9 protein-coding genes and 3 tRNA genes are annotated in these 13,785 nt (G+C 43.2%); 2 read left to right on the top strand and 10 right to left on the bottom strand.

Features of this window, described 5'->3' with window-relative positions:
* Positions 1-15: 15 nt before the first annotated feature.
* The 8 genes from ispF to GT508_RS08360 all read right to left on the bottom strand — a co-directional run bounded on the left by ispF (position 16) and on the right by GT508_RS08360 (position 7,731).
* Entirely contained in the window at positions 16-567 is a 552-nt protein-coding gene (ispF, locus tag GT508_RS08395; protein WP_055284137.1) for a 2-C-methyl-D-erythritol 2,4-cyclodiphosphate synthase, read from the bottom strand.
* 3 nt (positions 568-570) lie between these two features.
* The gene (locus GT508_RS08390; protein WP_161144006.1) at positions 571-861 is read right to left on the bottom strand and encodes a hypothetical protein; all 291 of its coding nucleotides are present in this window, start codon (positions 859-861) and stop codon (positions 571-573) included.
* Positions 862-1,056: 195 nt separating this feature from the next.
* Positions 1,057-1,130 (bottom strand) — tRNA-Met (locus tag GT508_RS08385).
* An 8-nt stretch (positions 1,131-1,138) separates the two neighbouring features.
* Positions 1,139-1,212 (bottom strand) — tRNA-Met (locus tag GT508_RS08380).
* Positions 1,213-1,234: 22 nt separating this feature from the next.
* Positions 1,235-1,307, bottom strand: a tRNA-Val gene (locus tag GT508_RS08375).
* Positions 1,308-1,502: 195 nt separating this feature from the next.
* On the bottom strand, positions 1,503-2,837 hold the full coding sequence (gene gdhA / locus GT508_RS08370) for an NADP-specific glutamate dehydrogenase (RefSeq protein ID WP_006427973.1): 1,335 nt from the start codon (positions 2,835-2,837) through the stop codon (positions 1,503-1,505).
* Between the two features lie 309 nt (positions 2,838-3,146).
* The gene (locus GT508_RS08365) at positions 3,147-6,914 is read right to left on the bottom strand and encodes a phosphoribosylformylglycinamidine synthase (protein WP_161144005.1); all 3,768 of its coding nucleotides are present in this window, start codon (positions 6,912-6,914) and stop codon (positions 3,147-3,149) included.
* A 109-nt stretch (positions 6,915-7,023) separates the two neighbouring features.
* Positions 7,024-7,731 (bottom strand): TIGR01906 family membrane protein, encoded by a 708-nt coding sequence (locus tag GT508_RS08360; RefSeq protein WP_243144096.1) that lies wholly within the window; start codon positions 7,729-7,731, stop codon positions 7,024-7,026.
* Positions 7,732-7,841: 110 nt separating this feature from the next.
* Here GT508_RS08360 and GT508_RS08355 point away from each other — a divergent pair, with 110 nt between their 5' ends.
* Complete coding sequence (locus GT508_RS08355) at positions 7,842-8,720, top strand: LysR family transcriptional regulator (protein ID WP_055284140.1); 879 nt, start codon at positions 7,842-7,844, stop codon at positions 8,718-8,720.
* Positions 8,721-8,795: 75 nt separating this feature from the next.
* Here the strand turns inward: GT508_RS08355 and GT508_RS08350 are convergent, their stop codons facing one another.
* Positions 8,796-11,165, bottom strand: coding sequence for a helicase C-terminal domain-containing protein (locus GT508_RS08350; RefSeq protein ID WP_161144004.1), 2,370 nt, complete (start codon positions 11,163-11,165; stop codon positions 8,796-8,798).
* Complete coding sequence (locus GT508_RS08345) at positions 11,162-11,719, bottom strand: TetR/AcrR family transcriptional regulator (protein ID WP_117597817.1); 558 nt, start codon at positions 11,717-11,719, stop codon at positions 11,162-11,164. Before GT508_RS08345 ends, GT508_RS08350 begins: the two co-directional genes overlap by 4 nt.
* A gap of 179 nt (positions 11,720-11,898) precedes the next feature.
* Here GT508_RS08345 and glgB point away from each other — a divergent pair, with 179 nt between their 5' ends.
* A complete protein-coding gene (gene glgB, locus GT508_RS08340; RefSeq protein WP_161144003.1) occupies positions 11,899-13,683 on the top strand; it encodes a 1,4-alpha-glucan branching protein GlgB in 1,785 nt (594 codons plus the stop codon).
* Positions 13,684-13,785: the final 102 nt, after the last annotated feature.

Below are 13,785 nucleotides of genomic sequence, written 5' to 3'. Positions count from 1 at the left end.
TTCCCAACAAGTTTCTTATCTGTCCTGCGCTTTCATACATCCGCCGCATCCGGCACATCCGCCTTCTGCCGGTCCGACTCTGTAACTGTAATTAGCAATCGTATCCAGACTTGCAATTGCCTGAGAAGAAATACCTTCTCCCGTTCCGGTAAATCCAAGTCCTTCCTCCGTTGTTGCCTTAATGTTCACCTGTTCAACTTCAATGTGCAGTGCTTCTGCCACATTTTTTCTCATCTGTTCAATGTGCGGTGCCATCTTCGGACGCTGTGCGATGATCGTTGCATCGATATTGCCGATCACATATAATTTTTCATCAATTAATTTTCCTACTTCTTCCAGAAGTTTTATGCTGGACGCTCCCTTGTACGCCGGATCGGTATCCGGAAAGTGCTTTCCGATATCTCCAAGCGCCGCCGCCCCAAGAAGTGCATCCATGACCGCATGCAATAATACATCTGCATCCGAATGACCAAGAAGTCCCTTTTCATAAGGGATCTTTACTCCGCCAAGTATCAGATCTCTTCCGTCTACTAATTTATGTACATCATAACCCATACCTACACGCATATATTATTCTCCTTCCTTTGTTTCTGCTTCTTCTGTTTCTGCTTCTTCTGACTGTTCTTCCTTATCTTTTAATTGTCCCATCACACTGTCATCTTGATATTCCTTTTTTATAAGCTTTGAACCATATTTTCCAAGCCAGAAGATTCCTATGATCACAAAAACAACCCCGGCTCCCGCATAAAACACATAATTGTCTGGATGATTCTTCAGCGAATCCACTAAAAGTTTTCCTCCCAGATAAGTTATATACGCCCCTGCAAGCGAACGAATGATCAAACTGCTTCTTGGTACCATATTCCTATCCCTCCTGTTTCTATACATCACATGTAATGTATTATAGACGATTTCGCTTTTCTTGTATACTTCGATATATAAAATTAAACAACAAAAAAAGAACCGGATACTTCCGACTCTCTTGCTGTGTTACGATATATAGAAATGCAGCATACCTGCCACAGGCAGCTTGTTCCGCATACATTGGCACAAAAATAGCGGGAACTGGATTTGAACCAGCGACACCACGGGTATGAACCGTGTGCTCTAGCCAACTGAGCTATCCCGCCATAATCAGTAGCGGGAACTGGATTTGAACCAGCGACACCACGGGTATGAACCGTGTGCTCTAGCCAACTGAGCTATCCCGCCACAACCAATTTTAGAAAATGTATGGGACCAATAGGGCTCGAACCTATGACCCTCTGCTTGTAAGGCAGATGCTCTCCCAGCTGAGCTATGATCCCATATATTTTGTCGTCTCTCTCGAACCGACTTCGTTAGTATAGCATTGGTTTTTTGGAAAGTCAACTGTTTTTTTGATTTTTTCAAATTTTTTCTACAATTTCTTCTATAACCGGAATAAATCAAAATCGCTGTGCGTTAATCTGATTCAAAAAAAGCCCCGCAAACACAAGGCCTGCGGGGCATTTTTGAAAATATTATACGATTCCCTGAGCTGTCATAGCATCTACGACTTTTTCAAATCCTGCAATGTTAGCTCCGGCAACATAGTTACCTTCCATTCCGTAACGTTTTGCAGCATCATCCATGTTGTGGCAGATGTTTACCATGATGTTCTTCAGTTTTGCATCTACTTCTTCGAATGTCCAGCTAAGTCTCTCGCTGTTCTGTGACATCTCAAGTGCAGATGTAGCAACACCACCGGCATTTGCAGCCTTACCAGGTGCAAAGATCACACCATTCTCCTGCAGATACTGTGTTGCTTCTAATGTAGTAGGCATGTTAGCACCTTCGCATACAGCTACGCATCCGTTAGCAACTAACTGTTTTGCATCTTCAAGGTGAAGTTCGTTCTGTGTAGCACATGGAAGAGCAAGGTCAACCTTAACAGACCATACACCGCGTCCTTCATGATATTCTGAATTAGGACGGTAGTTCTTGTACTCTGTCAGTCTTGCACGTTTTACTTCTTTGATTTCTTTTAATGCTGCAACGTCGATTCCGTCCGGATCATATACCCATCCTGTAGAATCACTTGCTGTTACAACTTTCGCTCCAAGCTGCTGAGCTTTCTGGATTGCATAGATTGCAACGTTACCAGCTCCGGAAACTGCAACTGTCATTCCCTTGATGTCTTTTCCGTTGATCTTTAATAATTCTTCTGTTAAGTAGAGAAGTCCATATCCTGTAGCTTCTGTTCTTGCTAAAGATCCGCCGTAGCTTAATCCTTTTCCTGTCAGAACACCTTCATACAGGCCTCTGATTCTCTTGTACTGACCGAACATGTAACCAATCTCTCTTGCACCTGTTCCGATGTCTCCTGCAGGAACATCTGTGTCAGCTCCGATATATTTGCAAAGTTCTGTCATAAAGCTCTGGCAGAATGCCATTACTTCTCTGTCTGATTTTCCCTTAGGATCGAAGTCAGAACCACCTTTACCTCCGCCGATCGGAAGTCCTGTCAGTGAGTTCTTGAAGATCTGCTCAAATCCAAGGAATTTGATGATACCAAGGTTTACAGATGGGTGCAGACGTAATCCTCCTTTGTATGGTCCGATTGCGCTGTTAAACTGTACACGGTATCCTGTATTAACCTGAACCTGTCCTTTATCGTCTACCCATGGAACACGGAATTTGATCTGTCTTTCAGGTTCAACAAGTCTTTCAAGAAGAGCGTCTTTTCTGAATTTCTCCTCGTTAGCCTCTACAACAACTCTTAATGACTCTAATACCTCTTTTACTGCCTGGTGGAATTCTGGCTCTGCAGGATTCTTAGCTACTACTTTCTCTAGTACTTCATCAACATATGACATAGCTTTCTACCTCCTAAATAATATACGTATCCTTTTCAAAGGCATACTTTACTATAAAAAAACAGATGACTTACGCCATCTGTTTTTCCCTGACGCCTTTGTCCTTTACTATTGTAAAGCAAACAAGTGTATCTGGCAAGATATTTTTACAGTTTTTTGTTATTTTTGCAACTTTTTACAAAACCCTTGCAGATTTTGCAAGGGTTTTGTGCTTTTTCTTGTATTTTATTCATTTTTTTGAAACAGAACGCACTCTGAATTGCATTTATCACAATACATAGAATTCTGTTCTTCTCTCTGTCTGTTTCATTATCTGAAGTATTTTACTCCGGATTCGAAGATCTTCATATCCTGTTCTCCGTAAATGTTCATTGCCACACTTCTATTTCTTCTTTCTGAGTGTGCCATCTTGCCAAGTACACGTCCATCCGGGCTTGTAATACCTTCGATTGCACAGTAAGAACCGTTGACATTCCATTCTTCGTCCATCGTGATATTTCCTTCCGGATCACAGTACTGTGTTGCAACCTGGCCATTTGCGAATAACTTGTCCAGCCATTCTTTATTTGCAACAAATCTTCCTTCACCATGAGATGCAGGGTTGGTGTATACTCCGCCAAGTTCTGCTTCTCTGAGCCATGGAGATTTGTTCGTTACTACTTTTGTATAGACCATCTTGGAGATATGGCGGCCGATCGTGTTGTATGTAAGTGTCGGTGAATCCGGCTGCTGTCCTGTAATCTCTCCGCTTGGTACCAGACCAAGCTTGATCAGAGCCTGGAATCCGTTGCAGATACCAAGTGCCAGTCCGTCACGCTCATTCAATAATTTTTCTACCGCTTCTTTCATCTTCGCATTCTTAAATGCTGTTGCGAAGAATTTTGCTGATCCGTCCGGTTCGTCACCTGCACTGAATCCACCTGGGAACATGATGATCTGTGACTGTTCGATCGCTTTTTCAAATACTTCTACAGAATCAACGATATCAGATGCACTCATATTTCTGAATACTTTTGTGATCACCTTTGCTCCTGCTCTTTCGAATGCTTTCGCACTGTCATATTCACAGTTTGTTCCAGGCATTACCGGGATAAATACTGTTGGCTGCGCAATCTTGTGGCTGCAGATATAGATATCTGATGTATCATATAATCCTGTCTCCACCTTCTCGTCCTGTCCTTCCGCTCCGGAATTGGTCGGGAATACCTTTTCCAGCGTCTCTTCCCATGCAGATACTGCCTCTTCTAATGCGATCTTCACATCTTTATATTCGATTGCCGCATTATCTGTCACTTCACCGATCACGGTATAGGTAATTCCAAGTTCAGACACCTTATCTGCAGGTACTTCTGCAATGATATCTCCGAATGCCGGTGCAAATAAATCTCTTGCATCTACATTATGCTCAATCTTCACACCCATGCCGTTACCGAAAGCCATCTTGCTGACTGCTGCCGCGATACCATGTCTGTCTAATGCATAAGCTGCTACGATCTTGCCGCTGTGGATATCTTCAGTAAACTTACCATACTGATCCATAACCTTTCCGTATACAGGAATATCGTAATTATCCGTCTCGATGCGAAGCCATACAAGTTTATCTCCGGCTTTCTTAAGTTCCGGTGAAATAATGTCTTTCTCTTTTGCAATGTCTACTGCGAAAGATACCAGTGTCGGCGGTACGTCAATGTCTTCAAACGTTCCTGACATACTGTCTTTTCCACCAATAGAAGGAAGTCCGTATCCAAGCTGTGCACTGTAAGCACCAAGAAGTGCCGCAAACGGCTGGCTCCATCTGTGTGGATCTTCTGTCATACGACGGAAGTATTCCTGGAATGTGAAACGGATCTTGCTGTAGTCACCGCCTGCTGCTACGATCTTAGCGATAGATTCTGTCACTGCATAGATTGCTCCGTGATATGGACTCCATGTTGACAGATACGGATCGAATCCGTAACTCATCATACTTACAGTATCGCAGTCTCCTGTTAATACCGGAAGTTTTGCCACCATTGCCTGTGTCTCTGTCTTCTGATATTTTCCACCATGCGGCATGAATACAGAAGCTGCTCCGATCGATCCGTCGAACATCTCTACCAGACCTTTCTGTGAGCATACATTCAGGTCTTTTAACATGCCGAGCCATTTTTCTCTTACATCTTTCACATCTTCTCTTACAAGGATACTGTCTTTTCTGTTCGGAATGTCAACTGCTACCGTTGTCTCCTGGTGTGCTCCGTTGGTGTCAAGGAATGCACGTGAAAGATTTACAATCTCTTTTCCTCTCCATGAAAGTACCAGTCTTGGATCTTCTGTTACAACTGCTACTTTTGTTGCCTCCAGGTTCTCTTCGGATGCATATTTCATGAATTCATCTACATCTTTTGGATCTACAACAACTGCCATACGTTCCTGTGATTCAGAGATTGCGATCTCTGTTCCGTCAAGACCGGCATATTTCTTAGGTACTTTATCAAGATCGATCTGAAGTCCGTCTGCAAGTTCTCCGATAGCAACGGATACTCCACCTGCACCGAAGTCGTTACATTTCTTGATCAGCTTGCTGACTTCTTCTCTTCTAAATAATCTCTGGATCTTTCTTTCTGTCGGTGCATTACCTTTCTGCACTTCTGCCCCACATGTTTCGATGGACTCTTCTGTATGTACTTTGGAAGATCCTGTTGCTCCGCCGCAGCCGTCACGTCCGGTACGTCCGCCAAGAAGAATGATGATATCTCCAGGATCCGATGTCTCTCTGATAACCGCACGTCTCGGTGCTGCTCCAAGCACTGCTCCGATCTCCATACGTTTTGCAACATAATTCGGATGATAGATTTCTTTTACCGCTCCGGTTGCCAGGCCGATCTGGTTACCATATGAACTATATCCATGAGCTGCTTCTCTGACCAGTTTCTTCTGTGGAAGCTTTCCTTTTAATGTATCCTTTACAGATACGGTAGGATCAGCGGCTCCTGTCACGCGCATTGCCTGATATACATAAGTACGTCCTGACAATGGATCACGGATAGCTCCTCCAAGGCAGGTAGCAGCACCACCGAATGGCTCGATCTCTGTCGGATGGTTATGTGTCTCGTTCTTAAAGTTTACAAGCCACTCTTCTTCCACTCCGTCTACCTCGATCGGAACAACGATACTGCATGCATTGATCTCATCAGACTCTTCCTGATCCTGTAACTTTCCTTCACGTTTTAATTTTCTCATTGCCATCAGTGCAAGATCCATCAGGCAGACAAACTTATCTTCTCTTCCTTTGAAAATCTCACTGTGGTCAGCGATATACTGTTTATAAGTTGCTTCCATCGGCTCTCTGTAATCACCATCGCCGAACGAAACATCTGTAAGTTCTGTCGAGAATGTTGTATGACGGCAGTGATCTGACCAGTAGGTATCCAGAACACGGATCTCTGTCATAGAAGGATCTCTGTCTTCTTCTGACGCAAAATAATTCTGGATATGCTGGAAATCCTTAAATGTCATGGCAAGTCCGAGAGAATCGTATAATTCTTTCAGTTTGCTTTCTTCCATATCTTTAAATCCGTCAAAGATCTTTACATCTGCCGGCTCATCGAATACAGTAACCAGTGTCTCCGGTTTTTCTTCCTGTGCTTCTCTGGAATCTACAGGGTTAATACAATGCTCTTTGATTGCTTCGAATTCTTCATCCGAAACAGTTCCGTTTCCACCATGGATCACGTAAGTAGTCGCAGTACGGATTACCGGCTGCTCGTCTTCTTTGATAAACTGAATACACTGCACAGCGGAATCTGCTCTTTGATCAAACTGTCCCGGAAGAAATTCTACGGAAAAGATCTTGCTTCCTTCTTCTGCCTGAAATTCTTCTTTATATAATGTATCTACAGGTGGTTCAGAAAAGATGCCGTTACATGCTTTCTCAAATGTCTCATCCGATACGTTTTCCACATCGTAACGGATCAGTACACGGACGCTGTCTACGTCTTTGATTCCAAGATAGCTTCGGATCTCGGTCTTAAGTTCCTTTGCCTGTACATCAAATCCTGATTTTTTCTCCACGTACACTCTTTTTACATTGCTCATAAGTAATCCTCCACAAATGAATTTTTACACATTTTCTATTGTTAGTATAACACAACAATCATTATTTAATACAATTAATATATCTAAACACTTTTATAATTCACACTTATTAATCAACTTTTTTCTCTTCCTTTTTGCAATTATTTTTTCCAAAAAACAATACAATCCATATCAGAAGCAGCACTCCACCAAACACTTCACTGATGCGGATCACCATATCAGAAAAGAATCCTTCCGGCAGCATCCGTATCATATAATCCGTCTCCGGGTCGAATACCCACAGATTATTGGTAAAAAACAGCTTATGAAAAATCGTAAAACACGTTGTAAAATCTACACGGAATGCAATCCCCAGCAGTACGCCTATGACCAGCCAGGCACTCAGTGCGATCGAATATGTTCTGAAATACAGTCTCTTCCAGTCTTCTTCCCGTTTTCTCAGTACCGCCAGTATAACTGTTGCCACAGCCAGACAGATTACTCCGACTTTCATTCCTCCCAGGAAGAGATTCCTGACATCACGCATATGCAGCCGGTCTCTTTCATTAAAGAAATCCTGCTCTCTTCCTTCCACTGTCGTCACAACCGACAGCTCCTCCTCTTTCCCGATCAGATAATTCATCATATGTTCTGTCACATACATGACATGGTCTATGCTCATATCCAGATCTTCCGTTACTTCATAGCGTTGATATTCTTTTTTATAAAACCTGTAATTACTGTCTCCATATACGGCCAGCCATATACTAAATATCAGTGCTGCCATCACTGCACACATCATGGCCGTAACAGATATGATCGTTGTTAGCTTCTTCAAGTCTTTTTCCTCCTGCTTTTCATTATTATAACACTTCTATTTATAAATACGGTTGTAATTTTCTTTCATTTCACTTATAATACAGTTAAGATTCATTAGGAGGACTTATCATGGATATTAACTATGAATTATATAAAGTATTTTACTATGTAGCTTCCACCTTAAGCTTTTCGGAAGCCTCCAAGCAATTGTTCATCTCACAGTCGGCTGTCAGCCAGTCCATCAAGGCACTGGAGAAGAAGCTGGATCAGACCTTATTCATCCGGAGTACCAAGAAAGTCCGTCTTACTACCGAAGGTGAGATCCTTCTGCGCCACATCGAACCGGCGATCAGCCTGATCAAGCGCGGCGAAAGCCAGCTCCTCGATGTCGGCGCACGTGGAGGACAGCTTCATATCGGAGCCAGTGACACGATCTGCCGGTATTTTCTGGTACCTTATCTGGAACGTTTCCACCGGGAATTTCCCGGAGCGCATATCAAAGTTACCAATGCGACATCCATTCGCTGTGTAGAACTCCTTGAGACCGGACAGGTGGATCTGATCGTTGTCAATTCACCGAATGCTTATCTCGGGAATGTTCCGAATGTAAAAAAAATCAAAGATTTTCAGGATGTATTTATCGCAGACAAGGCATTTGAGGAATTAAAAGGAAAGAAGCTCTCTTTCAAAGAACTTCTGAACTATCCGATCCTTATGCTGGACAGAAAAAGTACAACCAGTGAATATCTGCACAATCTGTTTCTTCAGAACCAGCTGGATCTGGTTCCGGAGATTGAACTCAGCAGTAATGATCTTCTCATTGACCTTGCCCGCATCGGACTTGGAATTGCATTTATTCCGGATTTCTGCCTTTCCCAGACCTCCGATTCGGATTCGCTTTTCATTGTCGAGACAAAAGAAGTACTTCCAGAAAGGGAGCTTGTCATCGCATATAACGAAAAAGTCCCGATATCCAAAGCCGCGCAAGAATTTTTATCTTATTTTTAATACATCTTTCGGATGCATGATGGAAAATACCATAGGAGCATATGTTCCTCATGGTATTTTTCTTTTTAATGCTGCTTATTTCGTATCTGTCTGTTCTTCCGCCTTCCAGAATTTTGCAATCTTTTCTTCAATATTTTCACTGTTACAGATCTGGAAATCATTCCACTCCCTCGGGAACACCTCCTGGCACTGTCTGTCCATAAAACGGTCATCCAACAGTGTGATCACACCTCTGTCCTGATCGGTCCGGATAACTCTTCCTGCGGACTGTAACACCTTATTCATCCCCGGATACAGGTAAGCATAATCGAATCCGTTCAGATTCTTCCGGTCGAAATAATACTTTAAAAGTTCCCGTTCCAGACACACTTGCGGAAGTCCTGTCCCGATGACCATTGCTCCGATCAATTTATCTTCCGTCAGATCAATTCCTTCTGAAAAGACACCACCCATCACACAGAAACCGATCAGGCTGTGTGCTCTTTCCTGTTCGAATTTTTTCAGGAATTCTTCCCGTTCCTGCTCCGTCATATATTGGGACTGTACTACAACTTCAATCTGTTCCTGTGGCAATTCCATGAATACTTCCCAGACTTTTTCCAGGAATCGATAAGACGGAAAAAACGCAATATAATTCCCTGTTCTTCCTTTTATCACATGCATCACGTATTCTGCATACTTCCGGTACATCTCCGGTCCTCGCCTGGTATACTTCGTGCTGACATCATTTCCCAGAAGCAATAATCTTTTGCCTGGTTCAAATGGAGATTCCGCATAGATTGCATAGTCTTCCTTTGTTGTAGATAACAGTTTTTTATAATAATTGATCGGAAGAAATGTTGCCGAAAATAATATCGTACTATTTGCTTTCCCCATATATTCCTGCAGACATCCTGCCGGATTGACACAGAACAGATGCAGGTAAAACTTTCCTTCTTCACTAAGTTCTGAATAGATCATATAATTTTCATCCTGCCGGTCATGAATATATATGAAATTACGGATACCAAAGTAAAACTCCAGCACCTCTTTCCGTATCACTTCATCTCTACAGTCTTCTATAAACTCTTCCAGCTTCGTCATCAAAGACAGAAGCTTAATATACACATGTGACACACTGTTCAGTATCTGGCAGCCGTCACATTCTCTTTTCAATTCCAGAAGCTGCTTATTGCAGCTCTCCAACGCCGAGACAAGTTTCGGTTCCCCGTATTTTACCAGCTTTTTGATCTTCAGAAAATCCTCCTTGCAAATACTGCTGCTGTACATTGTCCTGCCGCGTTCTACCAGATTGTGTGCCTCATCGATCAGGAACAGGTATTCTCCTTTGACGCCGTCTCCGAAAAAGCGTTTCAGATGTGCATTTGGATCAAAAACATAATTATAATCACATATAACTGCGTCTACCCACTGTGATACATCCAGTGCCATTTCAAATGGACATACATTCCATTTTCTTGCCTGTTCTTCCAATACTTCCCGGCTCATCTCGTCTGTCGATGTGAGCAGTTCATAAACGGCATCATTTACACGGTCAAAATGCCCTTTTGCATATGGACACACATCCGGATTACAGATGGTTTCTTCACAGAAACAGATTTTTTCTTTTGCCGTCAATGTGATGACCTTCATCTTCAGATCCTGTTCTCTCAGAATCGCGAATGCCTGACTTGCCACCGTTCTGGTAATCGTCCTGGCCGTCAGATAAAAAATCTTTTCTCCCAGTTCTTCCCCGACAGCTTTCACCGCCGGAAATACGGCCGCCATCGTCTTGCCGACTCCGGTAGGTGCCTGGATGAATAATTTCTTTTTTCTTAAAATGGTCCGATATACAGACTCAACCAGTTTCTTCTGTCCATCTCTATATTCGAATGGGAATTCTACGGTTTTAATGGAAGCATTTCTCTTTGTTCTCCATGTCATCTGGTATCTTGCCCATTTTTCATATTCAGATACCAGCTTTTCGAACCATTTCTTAAGTTCTGCCCGGGTATATGTCTCCCGGAATCTACGGATCTCTTCGGTATCCAGATTACAATACGTCATCTGCACTCCGATCTCTTCCAGATTATTTTGTTCTGCATAAATATATGCATAGCATTTTGCCTGTGCCAGATGCAAAAGCTGTGGCTCTTCCAGACGTTTCAGATCTTTAAATACACCTTTGATCTCGTCGACCACCACACGCTTCGGAAGTTCTATGATTCCGTCCGCTCTTCCTTCTACACTCAGGATAAATCCATCACACGGGATCTGATATTTTAACGGAACTTCTGCACGGTACTCTGCCCCCTGCTGTCTCTGGATTTTCCGGTGTATGCGGCTGCCCTGCTGCATGGCATCCTTATCTGCCCCTCCGGTCCGGTTGTCAATATCTCCATGTCTTAATATAAATTCCACCAGATTCCGCACCGAAATGCGGATACACGGCTGTTCCAGATTCATGATCTGCTTTCCCCCAATCGTTCTTCATACATCGATCGAATCGCTCCCGTCATCCCTGCGATCACATCGATCACCGTCATGATATCTCCGCTCCGATTCTTCTGGTAAGCGTGGTAGCTTCCCTGGATACAATAGCTGAGCATCACATTCATTGCTGTATCTTCTTTCAATTCCGGGTATTTTTCAAAGATCATCTGCTTGATGCTCCGCTCGATACTATCCGCAAAATGATTCGCCTGACTGCCGGAAAATAAAATCGCCGTCAGGGAATTCTGCGATACATAAGCCATCAGAAGTTCCCGTGCAAACTCTGCCGGATGCTCCAGCAGATATTCCGGATGCTGGATACTGTTCGCAATCGACTGTACTACTTCTTCTTCCATCGCATCTGACAAATCGTAGATATCTTTATAATGCGCATAAAAGGTAGACTTATTGATTCTTGCACTTTCACATAGTTCTTTTACTGTTATCTTTTCCAAAGGTTTCCTGGAACGCAGTTCGATAAATGCGTTCTTGATTCCCCGCTCTGTTTTCTCAATTCTAAGATCCATCTTACCTCCCATTTCCCAACACTTTCTCATATTCGTCGGTTATCCATCCTTTCGTCGGTTTTGTTGGTGGATACCTCCTCGCATTTTTCTTATAATATGATTATAAATCAAAAAAGCAACTACTGTCCATTATCTTTTCGACAGTTGATCTTTTACGTTGCATTTTCACGGAGGTTAATATGGATTTTTACGGATTTTACACAGGAAAAATATTCGACGCTTATGAATTTCTCGGCGCACACCCGGACAAAGACGGAACCACATTCCGTACCTTTGCACCTGCCGCATCACGCATTACAGTCATTGGGGAATTTAACGACTGGCAGGAATGGGAACTGAACAAAACTTATGACGGCAATTTTTGGGAATGCTATGCCAGGGGAGCAAAACCGGGTATGATGTACAAATACCGTATTTACAGACAGGACGGAAGCTGCGTGGAGCACTGCGATCCTTATGGCTTCGGCATGGAACTACGCCCGGCCTTTGCTTCCATCATCCGCGATCTGTCCCACTATAAATTCAAAGACAGCAAATGGATGCAGAAGCGTTCGGTATGCAAGGACAAACCACTCAATATCTACGAACTGCATTTCGGCTCATTTAAGAAGCCTTCTGAAAAGGCAGACGACTGGTACACTTATGTAGAAATGATCGACATCCTGATTCCTTATCTGAAAGAAAATGATTACAATTATATTGAGATTATGCCGCTCAGCGAACATCCATGTGATGAATCCTGGGGATATCAGAACACTGGATTCTTCAGTCCGACCGCCCGCTACGGAACTGCCGAAGAACTGATGAAATTCATCGATGCCTGCCATAAGAATGACATCGGTGTCATCATGGATTTTGTACCGGTACATTTTGCCGTTGATCACTATGCACTGTCCGACTATGACGGAACTGCACTCTATGAATATCCACACCAGGATGTCGGTGTCAGCGAATGGGGCAGCTGTAACTTTATGCACTCCAGAGGCGAAGTCCGAAGCTTCCTTCAGTCTGCTGCAAATTACTGGCTAAGTGTCTATCACGTAGACGGAATCCGCATGGATGCCATCAGCCGTATCATCTACTGGCAGGGCGAACCTGCAAGAGGTGTTAACAATAATGCGGTGGATTTTATCCGTGAAATGAACCGCGGATTAAAGACAATGCATCCGACAGCCATGCTCTCCGCCGAAGATTCCACCTCTTTTGAAGGTGTCACAAAACCTGTAGATCAGGGCGGACTTGGATTCGATTACAAATGGGATATGGGTTGGATGAACGATACTCTCGACTACTTCCGCACAGCACCGGAGTACAGAAGCCGTGATTATCATAAGCTTACTTTCTCTATGATGTATTATTATAACGACGATTTCCTTCTTCCTCTTTCACATGACGAAGTTGTTCACGGAAAAGCAACGATCGCACAAAAAATGTATGGTGGGTACGAAGAGAAATTTCCACAGGCGCGTGCGTTCTATATGTATATGTACGCACATCCGGGAAAAAAATTGAACTTCATGGGTAACGAGATCGGTCAGCTCCGCGAATGGGATGAAAAGCGTGAGCAGGACTGGGATATCCTGAAGTATCCAATTCACGATGCATTCCATCACTTCATGCAGAAACTGAATCATCTGTATATGACAACTCCGGCTCTTTCTGCCAAAGATTATGAGAATGCAGGATTTCAGTGGCTGGACTGCCATCAGGAAGAGCGCTGTATCTATGCGTTCGAAAGAACGGATGAAAAAGATCGTATCATTGCTGTCTTTAATTTCTCGGATGAGGATCAGGAAGGATATGAGCTTCCAATAACGGATGCAAAGGAACTGGAAGTGATTCTGGCTAGTGATGATGTAACATTTGGAGGAAGTAAGAAGTATACGAAGAAGAAAGTGAAGGTTACGGATGGGAAAGCTGTGCTGGATCTTTCGGCGTATTCAGCAGTGTATTTTGAGATTTAATTTATTAACGGGGAAGCGACCTCTCAGTCCTTGAAGGAAACAATAGATAAGGCTTCTTGTTCAGGTTCCATACCATAACCATAAGAAACACTAAGAGAGTCA

The organism is Dorea sp. BIOML-A1, from assembly GCF_009875615.1.
GTDB lineage: Bacteria > Bacillota > Clostridia > Lachnospirales > Lachnospiraceae > Dorea_A > Dorea_A amylophila.
The sequence above is the reverse complement of the archived record's forward strand: the minus strand, read 5'-3'. Positions and strand labels throughout refer to the sequence as shown.